The organism is Lysobacter enzymogenes (genome assembly GCF_017355525.1).
Taxonomy (GTDB): Bacteria; Pseudomonadota; Gammaproteobacteria; order Xanthomonadales; family Xanthomonadaceae; genus Lysobacter; species Lysobacter enzymogenes_C.
Genome location: NZ_CP067395.1, coordinates 1,379,509 through 1,398,474, shown reverse-complemented (window position 1 = coordinate 1,398,474; position 18,966 = coordinate 1,379,509). Strand labels below are relative to the sequence as shown.

Sequence of the window (18,966 nt, the reverse complement as noted above, 5' to 3'; positions counted from 1 at the left end):
GGGGCGCGGCCAGCGGCAGCGCACGGGAATTCGGGGCGGAACGAGCGGCGGCTTCCAGTCCGTCGTTGCGGCGTAAGCCGGAAACCCTGGCGCCGTCGTTGCCGCAGCGAGCGGCGAAGCAGAATCCAAATGAGTTCCGGCCTTCGCCGGATCGACGGGCTGCGGCGCGGGTAAAAACCTGCGCAACGGCAACCCACACGCAACGCGGACGCCGCATACGACGCGCAGCGCGAGATCGCTGCGCGTCGCGACGGGTTTACGCCACCACGCCCTTCGGCAACTGCATGGTCACGCAATGCAGGCTGCCGTTCTGCCAGATCAGCGGCCGGCACGGCACCGCGACGATCTCGCGGTCCGGGAACGCCTGCGCCAGCACCGCCTGCGCGGCCGCGTCGGCGGCGTCGCCGTAGGCCGGCATCAGCACCGCGCCGTCGACGATCAGGAAGTTGGCGTAGCTGGCCGCCAGGCGCCGGTCCTCATCGATGACCGGCTTCGCCCACGGCAGCGCGAACAAGCGGTACGGCTGGCCGTCGCGGGTGCGCAGCGCGGCGAGCTCGGCGCCCATCGCGTGCAATTCCGGGTAATGCGAGTCGGACGGGTCGTCGCAGCCCTGGTAGACGATGGCGTCGGGCGCGGCGAAGCGGGCGAGGGTGTCGATGTGGGCGTCGGTGTCGTCGCCTTCCAGATAACCGTGGTCGAGCCACAGCACCCGGTCCTGGCGCAGCCACGCGCACAGCTTGGCGGTGATTTCTTCGCGGCTCAGCGCGGGATGGCGCTCGTGCAGGCAGCGCCAGGTGGTCAGCAGGGTGCCGGCGCCGTCGGTCTCGATGCCGCCGCCTTCCAGCGCGAAATCGATGCTCTCGCGCTCGCTGCCGGGCGCGAACACGCCTTGCTCATGCAGGCGCTCGACCAGCAGGTCGTCCTGGCTGGCGTCGAACTTGCCGCCCCAGCCGGTGAAGCGGAAATCGAGCAGGCGAAAACCATCGCGCTCGCCGCCGTCCTCGCGCCGCAGCGTGATCGGACCGGAATCGCGCAGCCAGGTGTCGTCGTAGGGCGCGTCGATGAAACGCACCCGGCCCATGTCGATCCGGGCCGAGGACAGGCGCGCGCGCGCGTAGGCCTGGACGTCGTCGTCGGCCACGCAGATCAGCGCCGGCTGGAAACGGGTGATGGCCGCGACCAGGGCGATGTAGGTTTCTTCGACCTCGCCCAGGCGCTCGGCCCAGTCGGTGTCGGCGTTCGGCCACGCGATCAAGACCGCGGACTGGGGTTCCCACTCCGCGGGGAAGCGCAATGCGTTGTTGGTCATAACCTCAAAGGATAGGCGGTTTCGGCCCGATTTCGCCGGCACCGGCCTTGTTCGCCACCACGTCGATGACCCGGCTCTTCTCGAAGTACACGGTGAAGGCCGGATACACCCAGCGGTTGATCTGCGGCCACGCCTTCTTCTGGCCGCCGCGCGAATCCAGGCGCTGGGCCGGCTCGCCGTAGCGCGACTTGACCTGGTCCATGCTCTGGCCGCGCGCCGGCAGGGCCGCCTTGCCTTCTTCCTGCACGCGCTGGATCAGCAGGGTATCGGCCGAAGCCGCGCCGGACAGGGCCAGCAGGGCGAGCAGGGGTGCAACGGCAACGCGCAGCTTCATGGCGAATTCACCTGGGCAAAGGACGCGGGATTCTAGGCACAAGGTGACGCGCAGCGGCAGGGTGCGGCCGTCACGGTTTGGCGAACAGGCCGGCCTTGCGGGCCGGTGGAGGGGGATTGGAACGAAGAAAGCCGCCTTGCGGCGGCTTTCGACTTGAACCTGCGGCGGACTTGAATCCGCCGGCCGGTTTCAGCGCTGACGCGCCTTGAAACGCGGGTTCGACTTGCAGATCACGAAGACCTTGCCGCGGCGGCGCACGACTTTGCAGTCGCGGTGGCGGGCCTTCGCCGACTTCAGAGAGGACAGGACCTTCATGACAGATCTCGGCTGGTTGAGTGGATGGGATGGGTTGAGAAAATCTAGCCCGCAATTCTAGCGGATAAAACTTCGGCCGATCAAGTGGTTGCGTCTTCGGCTGCGGGCGCGGCCGGCGGCCGCGGCATTTGCGCGCCCGGCGAGGGCGGCGGACGGGGACCGGTCCGGCCGCCGCGGCGGCATAATGCGGCGCATGAATAGCGCATCTTCCGACACCCGTTCCATCCCTGTCCTGACCATCGACGGGCCCTCCGGCTCCGGCAAGGGCACCATCAGCCGCCTGATCGCCCAGCGCCTGGGCTGGCATTACCTGGACTCCGGCGCGCTGTACCGCGCGGTCGGCGTCGCCGCCGGCTGGGCCGACCTGGACCTGGCCGACCCGGCCGCCCTGGTCCGCTGCGCCTTCGACACCCGGATCGGCTTCCGCGACGACGCCTCCGGCGAGCTGCGGGTGCTGGTCAACGACGTCGACGCCACCGACGAGCTGCGCACCGAGACCGCTGGCGCGGCCGCCTCGGCCATCGCCGCCATCCCCGAGGTCCGGGCCGCGCTCAAGGAGCGCCAACGCGTATTCAGGCAGGCCCCGGGGCTGGTCGCAGACGGCCGTGATATGGGCACGGTGATCTTCCCGGACGCCGCTTATAAGGTGTTCCTGACCGCCAGCGCCGAGGAACGCGCCGAAAGGCGCTATAAGCAGTTGAAGGACAAGGGGGTTTCGGTTACTTTAGACGGTCTGCTGCGGGAGATTCTCGCCCGCGACGCCCGTGACGCCCAGCGCGCGGTGGCTCCTTTGCGCCCGGCCGATGACGCCGTCCGCATCGACACCACCGGTCTTGGAATCGACACGGTAGTCGAACAGGTGCTGGCTTTGCTGCCTGCGCGCTGAACGGCGCGGCGCGACGAAACCTTCGCAGCGGAAGCAGTTTGTACCGAAAGCCCCGGCGCAATTCCGCGCCGGATCAACCACAACACATGATGCGGCTGCATCGCATCACATAACGGGTGGGTCGACCACGTTCTGCTTGCGTTGCCACGACGGCAACGATGTCAAACGGTGCGATCCGTGTGTTCAACCGAGTAATCAAATCCAATGACCGAATCATTTGCCGAACTGTTCGAACAGAGCCAGCAATACCTGGCCAAGCTGAAGCCGGGCGCCATCGTCACCGGCGTCGTCGTGGAAGTCCGCGGCGACGTGGTGGTGATCAACGCCGGCCTGAAGTCCGAAGGCATCGTGCCGATCGAACAGTTCCGTAACGACGCCGGCGAGATCGACGTCGCCGAAGGCGACGAAGTCAAGGTCGCCCTCGACTCGATCGAGAACGGCTTCGGCGAAACCGTGCTGTCGCGCGAGAAGGCCAAGCGCGCGATGGTGTGGGACGAGCTCGAACAGGCTCTGGAAAAGAACGAGACCATCACCGGCCGCATCAGCGGCAAGGTGAAGGGCGGCTTCACCGTCGACATCAAGGACGTCCGCGGCTTCCTGCCCGGTTCGCTGGTCGACGTGCGTCCGGTGCGCGACTCGGCGTACCTGGAAGGCAAGGAGCTGGAGTTCAAGCTCATCAAGCTGGACCGCAAGCGCAACAACATCGTCGTCTCCCGCCGTGCGGTGGTCGAGAGCGAGTACAGCGTCGAGCGCGAACAGCTGATGGAGAAGCTGCAGGAAGGCGCGATCCTCAAGGGCGTGGTCAAGAACCTCACCGACTACGGCGCGTTCGTCGACCTCGGCGGCATCGACGGCCTGCTGCACATCACCGACATGGCGTGGAAGCGCGTGCGTCACCCGAGCGAAGTGGTCGAAGTCGGCCAGGAGCTCGACGTCCGCGTGCTCAAGTACGACCGCGAGCGCAACCGCGTCAGCCTCGGCCTCAAGCAGCTGGGCGAGGATCCGTGGGACAACATCGCGCGCCGCTACCCGGCCAACACCCGCGTGTTCGGCAAGGTCAGCAACGTCACCGATTACGGCGCGTTCGTCGAGATCGAGCCGGGCGTCGAAGGCCTGGTCCACGTTTCGGAAATGGACTGGACCAACAAGAACGTCAACCCGTCCAAGATCGTGCAGGTCGGCGACGAGGTTCAGGTCATGGTGCTCGACGTCGATGAAGAGCGTCGCCGCATCTCGCTGGGCATGAAGCAGGTCACCTCGAACCCGTGGGAGACCTTCGCGGCCATCCACAAGAAGGGCGACAAGGTCGAAGGCCAGATCAAGTCGATCACCGACTTCGGCATCTTCATCGGCCTGGACGGCGGCATCGACGGTCTGGTCCACCTGTCCGACATCAGCTGGAACACCACCGGCGAAGACGTGGTCCGCAACTACAAGAAGGGCGACACGCTGGAAGCCGTCGTCCTGGCCGTGGATCCGGAGCGCGAGCGCATCAGCCTGGGCGTCAAGCAGCTGGAGCAGGACCCGATGGGTCAGTACGTCGCTTCCAACGCCAAGGGCTCGATCGTCAAGGGCGTGGTGAAGGAAGTCGACGCCAAGGGCGCGGTGATCGAACTCGCCGACGGTATCGAAGGCTACGTCGCCGCGCGCGACATCGCCAAGGAACGCGTCGAAGACGCTTCCACGTACCTCAAGGTCGGTCAGGAAGTCGAGGCCAAGATCATCGGCACCGACCGCAAGGGCCGCAGCATGCAGCTGTCGATCAAGGCCAAGGACGAAGCCGACCAGCACGAGGCGATGGCGGACTACAACCGTCAGGCCGGCGACGCTGCCAGCGGCACGACCAGCCTGGGCGCGCTGCTGCGCGAGCGCCTGAGCGGCAAGTCCGAGTAATCGCGTCACGCTGTACCGCCGCCGTCCCGGTCCGCCGGGACGGCGGCCATCCTCCGCGGCGCCGCTTGTCGGCGCCGTCGGACGATGGCAGCAGCTGCTTTTGCGGCATCCGCTTTAGCGGCACCTGCTCCAGCGACACCTGCTCCAGCGACACCTGCTCCAGCGGCACATGTTCCCGCAACACCGGTTCCATCAGAATTTTCGATGCCGCGTCCCGCGATCGGGACGGGGCACCGGGCCCGGCGGGCCGGCACGGCCGGAACGCGCCAGGGCAGGCGGCAGGGGATCGCGCGCGGCGCGAGGCCGCATCTTCAACGAAGACCTTTTCATAAGGCCAGGCAATACAGCGCATGACCAAGTCCGAGCTCATCGAGATCCTTTCGCAGCGTCAGGCCCACCTAAAGGGCGACGACGTGGATCTGGCGGTGAAAGCCTTGTTGGAAATGATGGGCGGCGCGCTGTCGGCCGGCGAGCGGATCGAGATCCGCGGCTTCGGCAGCTTCTCGCTGCACTACCGTCCGCCGCGCCTGGGCCGCAACCCGAAGACCGGCGAATCGGTCGCGCTGCCCGGCAAGCACGTGCCGCACTTCAAGCCCGGCAAGGAATTGCGCGAGCGCGTCAGCGGCGTGACCCCGCTCGACGAAGAAGGCTGAGGCCGTCCGCGGCCGCCGGCGCGGTCCGCGCCGGCCCACGCTGCGCCCCGCAGCCCACGGGCGACCGCGCCATCGCGCGCGCCGCTGCGCCGCCCTCTACGCGGCATCGCTTCGCGTCGGCTACTCTTTAGCCTGCCGCACGCATCGCGCGTACACGAACACCGGGAGTCCTCATGCGCCTGATCCGCGTACTCATCGCTGTGCTGTGCCTGGCCGCCGGCGCGGTCCTCGGCGCGCTCAACCGCCAGAGCGTCAGCATCGACCTGGGCTTCGGCTTCGTGCCGGCGACCTCGCTCGGCATCGTCCTGATCGTGTCGCTGCTGGCCGGCGCGCTGATCGGCGGGCTGGCGATCAGCGCCAGTGTGGTGCTGCCGCTGCGCCGGCGCCTCGCGCGCGCAGAGCGCTCCTCCGCCGGCGCGCAATTGCCGGCCGTCACCGCCGCCGAGAATTGAGCGCATGGAATTCATCAGTCAGTGGTTCTGGTTCTTCCTGTTGCTGCCGATCGCGGCGCTGAGCGGCTGGGTGATCGGCCGCCGCGGCGGCGAGCGGCATAGCGACAACCAGGTCAGCCACCTGTCGACCACCTATTTCCGCGGCCTCAACTACCTGCTCAACGAGCAGCCGGACAAGGCCATCGAGCTGTTCCTGCACATCGCCGAGCTCGACAAGGACACCTTCGAGACCCAGGTCGCGCTCGGCCATCTGTTCCGCCGCCGCGGCGAAGTCGACCGCGCGATCCGCCTGCACCAGGCGCTGGTGCAGCGGCCGGGCCTGAGCGACCAGCAGAAGGTCCAGGCGCTGCTGGCGCTCGGCGAGGACTACATGCGTTCGGGCCTGCTCGACCGCGCCGAGACCGTGTTCAGCGATCTGGTCGCGCTGGACATGCGCGCGCCGCTGGCGTTGCGCCATCTGATCGGCATCTATCAGGCCGAGCGCGACTGGGGCAAGGCGATCGAGAACGCGCAGCGCTACGAAGACGCCACCGGCGAGCCGATGGGCAAGCTGATCGCCCAGTTCGAATGCGAGCTGGCCGACCGCCACCGCGCCGCCGGCGACGCGCAGGCCGCGCGCGAGGCGGTCAAGCGCGCCTACGAGGCCGACGCCAATTCGGTCCGCGCCGGCATGCTGGAAGGCCGGATCGAAGTCGAAGCCGGCAACGACACCGCCGCGATCCGCGCGTTCGAGCGGGTCGCCCGCGCCGATCCGGATTACCTGCCGGAAGTGCTGCCGGCGCTGCTGAGCTGCTACGAACGCAACGGCGACCCGACCGGCGCGCGCGCGTTCCTGGCCGAGATGTGCGAGCACTACCGCGGCATCGCCCCGGTGCTGGCGCTGACCCGCATGGTCGAAGCCGAGGACGGCGTGCCGGCGGCGCGCGCGTATCTCGCGCGCCAGCTCAAGGACCGCCCGTCGGTGCGCGGCGAAGCCGCGCTGATCGACCTGACCCTGGCCGAAGGCGCCGACCCGCAGGCGACCCTGCACGACCTCAAGCACATCACCGACCAGTTGCTGGTGCGCAATCCGAGCTACCGCTGCAACCGCTGCGGCTTCGGCGCGCGCAGCCACCACTGGCAATGCCCGAGCTGCAAGGAGTGGGGCACGGTCAAGCCGTTGCTCAATTACGCGGTGGTCTGAGCGATGTGGGCCTGGATCGGCATGCACGCCGCGCTGGCCGCGGCCGGTACCTGGCTGGCGCGGCTGTATGCGCTGCGCAGCCGCCTGATCGACCAGCCCGGCGAGCGCCGCAGCCATAGCGTGGCGACCCCGCGCGGCGGCGGCATCGCCATCGTGATCGCGCTGCTGGTGGCGACCGCCTCGCTGGGGCTGAAGTTTCCCGCCTACGCCGCGCTGGCGCTGGCGTTCGGGCTGGGGCTGACCCTGATCGCGGCGATCGGCTGGGTCGACGACCACCGCCCGCTGTCGCCGTGGCTGCGCCTGGCCGTGCACGCGCTGGCCGCGGCGCTGCTCGGCGCGGCGATCTGGCTGCTGCGCGGCGACCCGTGGTTGGGGCTGGCCGCGTTCGTGTTCGCGGTCGGGCTGACCAACGTGTGGAACTTCATGGACGGCATCAACGGCCTGGCCGCCTCGCAGGCGGCGCTGGTGGCGTTGGCCCTGGCCTGGTTCGGCGGCGCGGTCTGGAGTTGGCTGGCGCTGGCGCTGGCGGCGGCCTGCGCCGGGTTCCTGCCGTTCAACTTCCCGCGCGCGAAGATCTTCATGGGCGACGTCGGCAGCGGCGCGATCGGCTACGCCGTGGCCGGCATCGGCGCCCTGGCCGCGACCGGCCTGGACGTCTGGCACGCGCCGCTGCTGCTGATCCCGCTGGCCGCATTCATGGTCGATTCCAGCTTCACCCTGCTGCGCCGGGTGCGCCGCGGCGAGCGCTGGTGGACCCCGCACACCCAGCACGCGTACCAGGTCTGGGCGCGCCGCGCGGGCCATGTCCGGGTCACGCTCGCATATGCGATTTTCACATCGCTGTCTTTAGTCTCGCTGCACCTTGTGACCGAAGTCCGGATCGGTTTCATGCTGTGTATGGGAGGCGGGTGGTATATATCCGCCGCTTTTTTGTGGTGGCTGATCCAGCGGACCGAGCGGCCCGCGTCCTAAGTACCCTGGCGTACCCGGGATCTGCGATCGGCGAACGTACCGACCGAACTCAAAGATTCACAGGCGAGGCAGGAATGAGCTCATTGCGCGATCGACTCAAGAGCGGCCTGCCGCGGTTGGCCGTGGTCGCGCACGATCTCGCGATGGTCTGGCTGGTCTGGCAGGCGCTGCACAAGCTGCGCTTCGGCGTGATCGCGCAGCCGCCGCCGCTGCCGCTGTGGTCGACCGAGATCGCCCTGGTGCTCGCCGCGCAGGGCCTGGTGTTCTGGCAGGTCGGCCTGTACCGCGGGCTGTGGCGTTTCGCCGGCGTGCCCGATCTTTGGAACATCTTCAAAGCCTGCATGCTCGGCCTGTTCGCGATCGTGCTCGGGCTGTTCCTCTACAACCGCGTCGATCAGGTGCCGCGCACCGTGCTGGTGCTGTATCCGCTGGTGCTGATGGGTATGCTTGGCGCGCCGCGGCTGCTGTACCGGGCGTGGAAGGACAGCCGCATCGACAGCGCCAATGCGGTGTCGGTGAGGATCCTGATCCTCGGCGCCGGCCGCGCCGGCGAAGCGCTGGTGCGCGATCTGCGCCGCTTCGGCACCTACCACCCGATCGGTTTCCTCGACGACGCCGCGCGCCTGCGCGGCAGCAAGGTCCAGGGCGTGCCGGTGCTCGGCAAGGTCGACGACGTCGCCGACATCGCCCGCGAGACCGCGGCCAAGCTGCTGGTCATCGCGATGCCGTCGGCCGACGCCAACGCGATGCAGCGCATCGTCATCGCCTGCGAGCGCACCGGCCTGCCGTTCCGCATGGTCCCGCGCCTGCAGGACGTGCTCGAAGGCCGCTCGCTGCCGGGCGAACTCAAGGAAGTCGCGATCGAGGACCTGCTCGGCCGCAAGCCGGTGTTGCCGGACTGGAAGGCGATCCGCGGCTGGCTCGGCGGACGCTCGGTGCTGGTCACCGGCGCCGGCGGCTCGATCGGCTCGGAACTGGTGCGCCAGTGCGCGCGCCACGGCGCCAGCCGCATCGCCCTGATCGAAATCGACGAGCTCGCCCTGGTCACCAGCGAGACCGCGCTGCGCCGCGATTTCCCCGACGTCGAATTCATTCCGATCCTCGGCGACTGCGGCGACCGCGCGGTCATCGAGTACGCGCTGAAGCTGTCCGAACCCGACGCCGCCTTCCACGCCGCCGCCTACAAGCAGGTGCCGCTGCTGGAAGCGCAGCTGCGCGAAGCGGTGCGCAACAACGTGCTGGCGACCGAAACCGTGGCCCGCGCCTGCCGCGCGGCCGGGGTCGGCACCTTCGTGCTGATCTCCACCGACAAGGCGGTCGACCCGGTCAACGTGCTCGGCGCGACCAAGCGCCTGGCCGAGATGACCTGCCAGGCCCTGGCCGACCAGCGCAAGACCCGCTTCGTCACCGTGCGCTTCGGCAACGTGCTCGACTCGGCCGGCAGCGTGGTGCCGCTGTTCCGCGAACAGATCCGCGCCGGCGGCCCGGTCACCGTGACCGACCCGGAAGTGACCCGCTTCTTCATGACCATCCCGGAAGCCTGCCAGCTGATCCTGCAGGCCTCGGCGATCGGCACCCACGAGGCGATCTACACCCTCGACATGGGCGAGCCGGTGCCGATCCGGCTGCTGGCCGAGCAGATGATCCGCCTGGCCGGCAAGCAGCCGGGGCGCGACGTGGCGATCGTCTACACCGGCCTGCGCCCGGGCGAGAAGCTGCACGAGACCCTGTTCCATGCCGACGAGCGCTACCGCCCGACGGTGCATCCCAAGATCCTGCAGGCCGAGCCGCGCGAGGTCTCGATGAGCGCGCTGGAGCACTCGCTGGTGCAGCTGCGCGAGGCCTCGATCCGCTACGACCGCGAGGCCCTGGGCGCCTTGCTGCGCGTCGCGGTTCCGGAGTTCCATCCGGTCGGCGAACACCCGGATTACAAGGAATCGGCTACCGTGGTGGCCTTTCCCGCCCGTAACGCCAGGAAGATTTGATGGCTGCACGCATCCGCAAGGCCGTATTCCCCGTCGCCGGCCTCGGCACCCGGTTCCTCCCCGCGACCAAGACCGTCCCCAAGGAAATGCTGCCGATCGTGGATCGGCCGCTGATCCAGTACGCGGTCGACGAGGCCGTCGAGGCCGGTTGCGACACCCTGGTGTTCATCACCAACCGCTACAAGCACGCGGTCGCCGATTATTTCGACAAGGCCTACGAGCTCGAGCACAAGCTCGAACGCTCGGGCAAGACCGAGCAGTTGGAACTGATCCGCAACGTGCTGCCGCGCGGCGTGCGCGCGGTGTTCGTGACCCAGGCCGAAGCGCTGGGCCTGGGCCATGCGGTGCTGTGCGCCAAGGACGTGATCGGCAACGAGCCGTTCGCCGTGCTGCTGCCGGACGATTTGATCTGGAACCGCGGCGGCGCCGGCGCGCTCAAGCAGATGGCCGACGCGTCCGAGGCCAGCGGCGCCAGCACCATCGCCGTGCAGGACGTGCCGCGCGAGCAGACCGGCAGCTACGGCATCGTCGCGACCTCGAACTTCGACGCGCGCCAAGGCCGCATCACCGCGATCGTCGAGAAGCCCAAGCCCGAGGTCGCGCCGAGCAATCTGGCCGTGGTCGGCCGCTACGTGCTCAATCCGCGCATCTTCGAGCTGCTGGAAAGCACCACGCCGGGCGCCGGCGGCGAGATCCAGCTGACCGACGCGATCGCGACCTTGTTGCAGCAGGAGGCGGTCAACGCCTATCGCTTCCAGGGCACGCGCTTCGACTGCGGCACCCATATCGGCCTGATCGAGGCGACCATCCGCTACGCGCTCGACCACGAGAAGCTCAGCGACTCGGCGCGGCAGATGATGCAGAACGCGCTCAACGAGCTCGGCGTCGAAGACCTGGCCTGAGTCGGTCGCTGCGCACCGACCAAAGCCGCCGTCCGCGAGGATCGGCGGCTTTTTTCGTTTCGCGCCCGCGTCGATGCGCGCGTGAGGTCGTGCGCGAGCGGGCGAGGGCGGAGCGGCAAGAGCGAAGCGACGACAGCGAGAGGGCCAGGAGTCCGGTGCTGAGCGCGCGTCAGCGCTGAGCGAAGGGGCAGGGCGCTCAGGCCAGCCGCCAGCACACCGCCAGCGCCGCCGCCACGCAAGCCAGCGCGGCGTACTGGGCGACGCGGCCCAGGCGCTCGCTGCGCGCCGCCCACGCCGCGGCGGCGGCATCGCGCAGCACGCGCACGTCGCGCCAGGTTTTCCAGTCGCGCGGCGGGAAGCGCCGTTGCGCGGATGCGGCGGCGCCGAGCCGGCGCAGGCCGCGGCCCCACAGCCACAGCGGCGCCACCGGCGCCAGCGCCAGTCCGGCCAGCGCGTAGCGCAGCCAGCGCCGCGCTTGCGCCGCATCGGCGCCGGCGATGTAGGTCTGCACGGTTTGCAGCCAGCCGTGCAACTGCCACAGCGCGAACGCGCAGCCGACGGCGATCGCCAGCAGCAGCCGCAGGCTGCGTCTGCGGTAGGCTAGGTCGGCGCGGTGGATTTCCATCGGCTGCATCGCATTCCCCTTCCGTTCGGGCGACGGCGCACCGCTGTCCGCAGGCCGCCCGTCCGCCGCCATCAAAGCGCCGTCGACCGTCCATGTCCACACTCGCCGATCATTACTACCGCGCCAGCCTCGCTGCCGACCGCCATTGGCCGGCGCTGGAGGAACCGGTGCGGGCGCGGGTGTGCGTGATCGGCGGCGGCTTCGCCGGGCTCAACGCCGCGCTCGGCCTGGCCGAGCGCGGTGTCGGCGACGTCGTGCTGCTGGAGGCCGAACGGATCGGCTACGGCGCGTCCGGGCGCAACGGCGGGTTCGTGTTCGGCGGCTTCTCGCGCGGCGAGGACGCGCTGTTGCGCGAGCTCGGGCCGGCGCGGGCCAAGGCGCTGTATCGCGGCACGCTCGACGCGGTCGAACTGATCCGCGCGCGCATCCGCCGCTACGGCATCGACTGCGACGCCACCGAGGCCGGGATCATCTGGGCCAACTGGTTCCGCGACCCTGAGGTGCTGCGTTCGCGGCAACGTCTGCTGGCCGAGCACTTCGGCGTGGACTGGCAATGGTGGCCGCGCGAGCGCCTGCGCGAGCGCGTGCGCAGCGCGCGCTACCACGACGCCTTGTTCGAACCGCAGGCCTTCCACTTCCATCCGCTCAAATACGCGCAGGGCCTCGCCGCGCAGGCGCAGGCGCTCGGCGTGCGCGTGCACGAGGGCTCGCCGGCGCTGGCGCTGGAGCGCGACGGCGCGGGCTGGCGCGTGCGCAGCGCGCGCGGCGAGGTGCGCGCCGAACAGGTGGTGCTGGCCTGCGGCGGCTACTTGGCCGGATTGCGGCGCGAAGTCGACGCCGCGGTGATGCCGATCGCGACTTACGTGATGGTCACGCAGCCGCTCGGCGAGCGGCTCGAACACGCGCTGCAAACCCGCGCCGCGGTCTACGACAGCCGTTTCGCCTTCGACTACTATCGCCCGCTCAACGACGGCCGGCTGCTGTGGGGCGGGCGCATCTCGGTGCGCGACCGCTCGCCGCGGCAGGTGCAGCGGGTGCTGTACCGCGATCTGCTGCGGGTGTTCCCACAACTGGCCGGCGCGCGCATCGACTACGCCTGGTCGGGGCTGATGAGTTATGCGCGCCATCAGATGCCGCAGATCGGCCGGGTCGATGACGGGCTGTGGCTGGCCCAGGCCTTCGGCGGCCACGGCGTCGCGCCGACGACCTTCGCCGGCGAGTTGCTGGCCAAGGCCATCGCCGAAGGCGACGAAGGCTGGCGCGAGCTGTCCGGCTACGGCCTGGTCTCCGCGTTCAAGCCGGCCGGGCTGGCGGCGGCGCAAGTCAGCTACGCCTGGGCGCAGTTCAAGGATTGGTTCAAGGACAACAGCGAGAGACGCGATCGATGAGCGAGAACGAACACGCCGCCGCACCGGCGCACGAGCCGATCAGTTGGGGCGATTTCGAGAAGGTGGTGATCTGCGCCGGCACCGTGACCCAGGTCGAGGAGTTCCCGCAGGCGCGCAAGCCGGCGTGGAAGCTGTGGGTCGACTTCGGGCCGTACGGGGTGCGCAAGACCAGCGCGCAGATCCGGCATTTGTACGCGGCCGAAGATCTGGTCGGCCGGCAGATCGTCGGGGTGGTGAATTTTCCGCCGAAGCAGATCGGGCCGTTCGTGTCGGAGTTTCTGCTGACCGGGTTTCACACCGACGAGGGCGTGGTGATCACCGCGGTGGAGCGGCCGGTGCCGAACGGGACGCGGTTGGCTTGAGGCCGGTGGTTCTCGGGGCGTCAGGCCTGCGGCCGCGCGGGTGGGCGTAATTGCGACGTGGTTGCGGTTTCGCGGTCGCGGCTCGCGCCGCTCCTACAGTCGGGGGCGTGGCCACGGCCACCCCTGTAGGAGCGGCGCGAGCCGCGACCGCGAAACCGCACAAACGACGCCGCTTCATTAAGTAAATTTAATCCCCCAAACACATCCCGCCGCACACAGCGGCGCTAGCATCGCCCTGCGATCCACATTCGGGTCGTCTTTCAGGGAGACTCGCCATGCGCCGCACGCTCGCCGTTTCGCTCGCTTCCGTCCTGCTGTCGCTGAGCCTGGGCGCGTTCGCCGCGCCGCAGCCGGCGCCCGCCGCGCAACCGACCCCGGCGGCCAAGCCCGCGGCCACGATGCCTGCCGCCAAGCCGGCCGCGACCCCGGCGCCGGCCGCCGCCGCGGCTCCGGCCAAGACCGCTCCGGCCAAGGCCGCGACCGAACGTTGCCGCGACGCCAAGGGCAAGTTCATCGCCTGCGCCACCAAGAAGGCCGACAGCAAGCACTGCCGCGACGCCAAGGGCAAGTTCACCGCCTGCCCGAAGTAACCCGCGTCGCCGCGCGGCCGCCGTGAACCGGCGGCCGCGCCGTTCCCGTTTCGTCGTTCGCGCGCGCCTGTCTTGTGGGTGGCGTCGCGCGGCCCCGGTGCGCGGCCTAGCACGACGCCGGGGTTTTTCTTTGCTTGCTCCTGTAGGAGCGGCGCGAGCTGCGACCGCGCCGACGCAATCACGACGAAGGTTTCCTGCGCTTTCGTTTTTCTCAGCGGCGGCGGCTCTTTCGCTGTGCCGCGGTTTTCGTCGTCGTTGCGTTGGCGCGGTCGCGGCTCGCGCCGCTCCTACAGGTAGCCATCGAGGCAACAAAAAACCCCGGGAAATCCCGGGGTTTTTCGTGTCCGAAGCCGCTGGCGCTTACAGCGCTTCGAAAATCCCCGCCGCGCCCATGCCGGTGCCGATGCACATCGTCACCATGCCGTACTTCTGCTTGCGGCGCTGCAGGCCGTGCACGATCGTCGCGGTGCGGATCGCGCCGGTGGCGCCGAGCGGGTGGCCCAGCGCGATCGCGCCGCCGAGCGGGTTGACCTTGGACGGGTCGAGTCCGCTGTCGCGGATCACCGCCAGCGCCTGCGCGGCGAAGGCTTCGTTGAGTTCGATCCAGTCCAGCTGGTCCTTGGTCAGGCCGGCCTGCTTGAGCGCCTTCGGAATCGCGGCGATCGGGCCGATGCCCATCACTTCGGGTCGCACGCCGGCGACCGAGAAGCTGACGAAGCGCGCCAGCGGAGTCAGGCCGTAGTCCTTGATCGCCTGCGCCGAGGCCAGCAGCACCGCGCCGGCGCCGTCGCTCATCTGCGAGCTGTTGCCGGCGGTGACGGTGCCGCCGAACTGGCCGTTGCGGAACACCGGCTTGAGCTTGGCCAGGCCCTCGGCCGAGGTGTCGGCGCGCGGGCCTTCGTCGTTCTCGACCTTGAGCTGGCGCAGCTTGATCGCGTTGGACGACAGGTCCGGCACGTGCGAGATCACGTCGTACGGGGTGATCTCGGCGCGGAACTCGCCGGCGGCCTGCGCGGCCAGCGCCTTTTGGTGCGACGCCGCGGCGAACGCATCCTGCTCCTCGCGCGAGACCTTCCATTCCTCGGCGACCTTCTCGGCGGTGATGCCCATGCCGTAGGCGATGGCGACGTGGTCGTCCTTGAACACCGACGGCGACAGCGCGACCTTGTTGCCCATCATCGGCACCATCGACATCGACTCGGTGCCGCCGGCCAGGATCAGGTCGGCGTTGCCGAGACGGATTTCGTTGGCCGCCAGCGCCACGGCCTGCAGGCCGGACGAGCAGAAGCGGTTGATGGTCTGCGCGGCGACGGTGTCGGGCAGGCCGGCCAGCAGCACGCCGATGCGCGCCACGTTCATGCCTTGCTCGCCCTCGGGCATGGCGCAGCCAATGATCGCGTCGTCGATGCGGCCCAGGTCGATGCCCGGAGCCTGCGCGACCACGGCCTTGAGCACGTGGGCGAGCATGTCGTCGGGACGGGTGTTGCGGAACACGCCGCGCGGAGCCTTGCCGACCGGGGTGCGGGTGGCGGCGACGATGTAGGCGTCTTGGATCTGTTTCATGTGTTTACTCCGAAAGCGGGATTCGGGATTAGGGATTCGGGATGAAAGGGCGGAGATTCGTGTTCGCTTTTGGCGAATCCCGAATCTCCAATCCCCAATCTCAATTCCGCAGCGGCTTGCCGGTCTTGAGCATGTGCGCGATGCGTTCCTGGGTCTTGGGCATCTGCGCCAGGGCGACGAAATGCTCGCGCTCGAGCTTGAGCAGCCATTCCTCGTCGACCAGCGCGCCGCGGTCGACTTCGCCGCCGCAGATCACGGTGGCGATGCGGGTGGCGATCTCGTAATCGTGCGGGGAGATGAAGCGGCCTTCGAGCATGTTCACCAGCAGCATCTTGAAGGTGGCGATGCCGACGTCGCCGGCGACCTGGATGCGCCGCGCCGGCAGCGGCGGGCGGTAGCCGGCCTCGGCCAGGCCGCGCGCCTGCGCCTTGGCCGCGTGCAGCAGCTCGAACGCGTTGAACACCACCACGTCGTCGTTGCGAGCGAGCTTGAGTTCGCGCACTTCGAACGCCGAGGTCGCGACCTTGCCCATCGCCACGCTTTCGAACGCGGTCTTCAGATGCGCGAACACGTCGCCGCCGGGGCCGGCCGCGTCGGACGCGCGCACCGCCAGTTCCTTGAGCCCGCCGCCGGCCGGCAGCAGACCGACGCCGGCCTCGACCAGGCCGACGTAGCTTTCCAGCGCGAACACCGCGCGCGCCGAATGCATCTGGAATTCGCAGCCGCCGCCGAGCGCGAGCCCGCGCACCGCCGCGACCACCGGCACCAGCGAGTACTTGATGCGCTGGCTGGTGGCCTGGAAGTTGGCGACCATCGCCTCGAAGCCCTTGATGTCGCCGGCCTGCAGCAGGCCGAGCGCGCCGGACAGGTCGGCGCCGGCCGAGAACGGCTCCTTCGGCTGCCAGATCACCACGCCCTTGAACTTCTTCTCGGCGATGCCGATGGCTTCCTGGATCCCGTTGAGCACGTGGTCGTTGACCGTGTGCATCTTGGTCTTGAAGCTGATGACCGCGATGTCGTCGCCTTCATCGGCCCACAGGCGGATGCCGTCGTTCTCGAACACGGTCTGGCCCTGCGAAAACTTCTCGCCGAGCAGGGCGTCGGGGAAGCGCTGGCGCGCGTACACCGGATTCGACGAGCGCGGCACCTGCGCGCCGCGGCCCGGGCTGTAGCTGCCCTTGCCGTCGTGCACGCCCTCGCGCCCGTCGAACACCCAGTTCGGCAGCGGCGCGCTGGCCATCGCCTTGCCGGCGACGATGTCCTCGGCGATCCAGTCGGCGACCTGCTTCCAGCCGGCGGCCTGCCAGGTTTCGAACGGGCCCAGCGACCAGCCGTAGCCCCAGCGCATGGCGAAGTCGACGTCGCGCGCGGTGTCGGCGATGGATTCCAGGTGGTAGGCGCTGTAGTGGAAGGTGTCGCGGAACGCCGCCCACAGGAACTGCGCCTGCGGATGGCTGCTGGCGCGCAGCGCGGCGAACTTCTTGGCCGGGTCCTTTTCCTTCAGCATCGCCGCCACGTCGGCGTCGAGCTCGCCGGCGGAGACGCGGTAGTCCTGCGCCTTCAGGTCGAGGACCAGGATGTCCTTGCCCTTCTTGGTGTAGAAGCCGGCGCCGGCCTTCTGCCCGAGCGCGCCCTTCTCGACCAGCGCGCTGAGCCACTTCGGCGCCTTGAAGTATTGGTGCCAGGGGTCTTCGGGCAGGGTGTCGGCCATGGTCTTGATGACGTGCGCCATCGTGTCCAGGCCGACCACGTCGGCGGTGCGGTAGGTCGCCGACTTCGGCCGGCCGATCGCCGGGCCGGTCAGCGCGTCGACCGCGTCGAAGCCGAGGCCGAACTGCTCGGTGTGGTGCATCGCGGCCAGCATCGAGAACACGCCGATGCGGTTGCCGATGAAGTTCGGGGTGTCCTTGGCGATCACCACGCCCTTACCGAGGGTGGTGGTCAGGAAGGTCTCCAGACCCTCCAGCACCGCCGCGTCGGTGGTCTTGGCCGGGATCAGCTCGGCCAGGTGCATGTAACGCGGCGGGTTGAAGAAGTGCACGCCGAGGAAGCGGTGGCGCAACTGCTCCGGCAGCACCTCGGCGAGCTTGTTGATGCCCAGGCCGGAGGTGTTGGAAGCCAGCACCGCGTGCTCGGGCACGTAGTCGGCGATCTTCTTGTACAGGTCCTGCTTCCAGTCCATGCGTTCGGCGATCGCTTCGATCACCAGGTCGCAGCCGCGCAGCTGTTCCAGGCCGGTGTCGTAGTTGGCCGCGGTCAGGCGCTCGGCCAGGGCCTTGCTCGCCAGCGGCGCCGGGCTCAGCTTGGCCAGGTTGGCGATGGCCTTGTTGACGATGCCGTTGGGGTCGCCGTCTTTGGCGGCCAGGTCGAACAGGACCGTGTCGACGCCGGCGTTGGTCAGGTGCGCGGCGATCTGGGCGCCCATGACGCCGGCCCCGAGGACCGCGGCGCGACGGACTAGCAATTGGTTGGACATCGTCTACAACTCCTTGGAGTGAAGAGCGCTTCGTGGGACGCGCTTGGCGAGCGGCCCGGCGGAAGCGGAAAACTTGCGTGGCGGGGGAGTTCGGCGGCGGGAGGTTCGGGACCGGGCGCGAGGCGTCCCGGCGGCGCCGACCCCGCCGGGGCCGGCGCCCGCGCCGCTCAGCTCTTGAAGCCGGCGGCGGCGAATCGGATCAGTTCGCGCGCGGCGCGTTCACGGTGCGCCTGTTCGGTGACACCCGCGGGACGCTTGATCAGGCCGAAGTCGGCCATCGCATAGGTCAGCGAGCCGGCCAGGAAGTCCAGGCGCCAGTACAGCTCCTCCTTGCTCAGGCCCGGCACGGCGATGGCGATGGCCTTGGCGAATTCGCGCAGGACGTGGCCGTAATGGTCGGACAGGAACTTGCGCAGGCTGTCGTTCTTCTCGGCGTAGGCGCGGGCGATGACCCGGACGAAGGCGCCGCCGCCGTTGCGGTCCTGGGCCAGGGCCAGGGCGGGTTCGACGAACGCGGCCAGGATCGGCTCCAGCTCGCCGGGGCGCTCGGCCAGGGCGGTCTTGAGCGCGCTCATGCGCTGGGCGGTCATCTCGTCCATGCGCCGGCGGAACACCTCGTTGACCAGGTTTTCCTTGCTGCCGAAGTGGTAGTTGACCGCGGCGATGTTGACATCGGCGCGGCTGGTGACCTGGCGCAGCGAGGTGCCGGTGAAGCCGAACTGGGCGAACAGCTCCTCGGCGGCGCCGAGAATGCGGTCCTTGGTCGAAAAATGGGCGGTGCTGGACATGCGGGCGGGCGACTCCGGGACGCGGCCTGGGCTGGCAGGAAGGCAGGCATGAATCAAACGCTTGTTTGATGCTAGTCCGGGCGCGGCCTCCGGGTCAATCCGGTGGCGTATGTCGGGCCGCCGACGGCGGCGAACGGCAAAGCCGGGGAGGGCGGGACGCCGTCCGTTCGCACGTCGTCCCCACTCCCGAATCGCCGCGCTTGCATGTAGAATTACCGCAGCCATATCGGCTAAACCCGCGTCCCGTCGCGGGTTTTCTGTTATTCTCAGGGCCGACCGCAAGCGGCCCG

18 protein-coding genes are annotated in these 18,966 nt (G+C 69.1%); 11 read left to right on the top strand and 7 right to left on the bottom strand.

Annotated features, from left to right (window positions below; genetic code table 11):
- Nucleotides 1-256: 256 nt before the first annotated feature.
- The 3 genes from JHW38_RS05655 to ykgO all read right to left on the bottom strand — a co-directional run bounded on the left by JHW38_RS05655 (nt 257) and on the right by ykgO (nt 1,958).
- The gene (locus JHW38_RS05655) at nt 257-1,309 is read right to left on the bottom strand and encodes an agmatine deiminase family protein (RefSeq protein ID WP_207525019.1); all 1,053 of its coding nucleotides are present in this window, start codon (nt 1,307-1,309) and stop codon (nt 257-259) included.
- 4 nt (nt 1,310-1,313) lie between these two features.
- Nucleotides 1,314-1,643, bottom strand: coding sequence for a hypothetical protein (locus tag JHW38_RS05650; protein ID WP_207525018.1), 330 nt, complete (start codon nt 1,641-1,643; stop codon nt 1,314-1,316).
- Nucleotides 1,644-1,832: 189 nt separating this feature from the next.
- Nucleotides 1,833-1,958, bottom strand: a complete 126-nt coding sequence (gene ykgO, locus JHW38_RS05645) for a type B 50S ribosomal protein L36 (protein WP_010342887.1) — start codon at nt 1,956-1,958, stop codon at nt 1,833-1,835.
- A 193-nt stretch (nt 1,959-2,151) separates the two neighbouring features.
- On the opposite strand from ykgO, the gene cmk reads away from it, so the two are divergent.
- From cmk to galU, 8 genes are all read left to right on the top strand, one after another.
- Nucleotides 2,152-2,844, top strand: a complete 693-nt coding sequence (cmk, locus tag JHW38_RS05640) for a (d)CMP kinase (protein ID WP_207525017.1) — start codon at nt 2,152-2,154, stop codon at nt 2,842-2,844.
- Nucleotides 2,845-3,048: 204 nt separating this feature from the next.
- Nucleotides 3,049-4,737 (top strand): 30S ribosomal protein S1, encoded by a 1,689-nt coding sequence (gene rpsA / locus JHW38_RS05635; RefSeq protein WP_207525016.1) that lies wholly within the window; start codon nt 3,049-3,051, stop codon nt 4,735-4,737.
- A 350-nt stretch (nt 4,738-5,087) separates the two neighbouring features.
- Nucleotides 5,088-5,390, top strand: a complete 303-nt coding sequence (locus JHW38_RS05630) for an integration host factor subunit beta (protein ID WP_057947915.1) — start codon at nt 5,088-5,090, stop codon at nt 5,388-5,390.
- Between the two features lie 173 nt (nt 5,391-5,563).
- Nucleotides 5,564-5,842 (top strand): LapA family protein, encoded by a 279-nt coding sequence (locus JHW38_RS05625; RefSeq protein ID WP_207525015.1) that lies wholly within the window; start codon nt 5,564-5,566, stop codon nt 5,840-5,842.
- Between the two features lie 4 nt (nt 5,843-5,846).
- Nucleotides 5,847-7,025, top strand: a complete 1,179-nt coding sequence (gene lapB / locus JHW38_RS05620) for a lipopolysaccharide assembly protein LapB (RefSeq protein WP_207525014.1) — start codon at nt 5,847-5,849, stop codon at nt 7,023-7,025.
- A 3-nt stretch (nt 7,026-7,028) separates the two neighbouring features.
- Nucleotides 7,029-7,997 carry a lipopolysaccharide biosynthesis protein gene (locus tag JHW38_RS05615; protein ID WP_207525013.1) on the top strand — a complete coding sequence of 323 codons (969 nt, stop codon included), beginning with the start codon at nt 7,029-7,031 and terminating at the stop codon, nt 7,995-7,997.
- Between the two features lie 74 nt (nt 7,998-8,071).
- Entirely contained in the window at nt 8,072-9,982 is a 1,911-nt protein-coding gene (locus JHW38_RS05610; protein ID WP_207525012.1) for a polysaccharide biosynthesis protein, read from the top strand.
- Nucleotides 9,982-10,884: a UTP--glucose-1-phosphate uridylyltransferase GalU gene (galU, locus tag JHW38_RS05605; RefSeq protein WP_207525011.1), complete on the top strand. Its 903-nt coding sequence runs from the start codon at nt 9,982-9,984 to the stop codon at nt 10,882-10,884. The genes JHW38_RS05610 and galU overlap by 1 nt, the downstream gene beginning before the upstream one ends.
- A gap of 196 nt (nt 10,885-11,080) precedes the next feature.
- On the opposite strand, the gene JHW38_RS05600 is transcribed toward galU, so the two are convergent.
- On the bottom strand, nt 11,081-11,518 hold the full coding sequence (locus tag JHW38_RS05600) for a hypothetical protein (RefSeq protein ID WP_207525010.1): 438 nt from the start codon (nt 11,516-11,518) through the stop codon (nt 11,081-11,083).
- Between the two features lie 83 nt (nt 11,519-11,601).
- On the opposite strand from JHW38_RS05600, the gene JHW38_RS05595 reads away from it, so the two are divergent.
- The 3 genes from JHW38_RS05595 (at nt 11,602) to JHW38_RS05585 (ending at nt 13,849) form a co-directional block, all read left to right on the top strand.
- Nucleotides 11,602-12,897 (top strand): NAD(P)/FAD-dependent oxidoreductase, encoded by a 1,296-nt coding sequence (locus JHW38_RS05595; RefSeq protein ID WP_207525009.1) that lies wholly within the window; start codon nt 11,602-11,604, stop codon nt 12,895-12,897.
- Nucleotides 12,894-13,259, top strand: coding sequence for a tRNA-binding protein (locus JHW38_RS05590; protein WP_207525008.1), 366 nt, complete (start codon nt 12,894-12,896; stop codon nt 13,257-13,259). Before JHW38_RS05595 ends, JHW38_RS05590 begins: the two co-directional genes overlap by 4 nt.
- A 275-nt stretch (nt 13,260-13,534) precedes the next feature.
- Nucleotides 13,535-13,849, top strand: a complete 315-nt coding sequence (locus JHW38_RS05585) for a hypothetical protein (RefSeq protein ID WP_207525007.1) — start codon at nt 13,535-13,537, stop codon at nt 13,847-13,849.
- A gap of 360 nt (nt 13,850-14,209) precedes the next feature.
- Here the strand turns inward: JHW38_RS05585 and JHW38_RS05580 are convergent, their stop codons facing one another.
- The 3 genes from JHW38_RS05580 to JHW38_RS05570 all read right to left on the bottom strand — a co-directional run bounded on the left by JHW38_RS05580 (nt 14,210) and on the right by JHW38_RS05570 (nt 18,676).
- Nucleotides 14,210-15,412, bottom strand: coding sequence for an acetyl-CoA C-acyltransferase (locus JHW38_RS05580; protein ID WP_207525006.1), 1,203 nt, complete (start codon nt 15,410-15,412; stop codon nt 14,210-14,212).
- 100 nt (nt 15,413-15,512) lie between these two features.
- The gene (locus JHW38_RS05575; protein WP_207525005.1) at nt 15,513-17,888 is read right to left on the bottom strand and encodes a 3-hydroxyacyl-CoA dehydrogenase/enoyl-CoA hydratase family protein; all 2,376 of its coding nucleotides are present in this window, start codon (nt 17,886-17,888) and stop codon (nt 15,513-15,515) included.
- A 167-nt stretch (nt 17,889-18,055) separates the two neighbouring features.
- On the bottom strand, nt 18,056-18,676 hold the full coding sequence (locus JHW38_RS05570) for a TetR/AcrR family transcriptional regulator (RefSeq protein WP_207525004.1): 621 nt from the start codon (nt 18,674-18,676) through the stop codon (nt 18,056-18,058).
- Nucleotides 18,677-18,966: the final 290 nt, after the last annotated feature.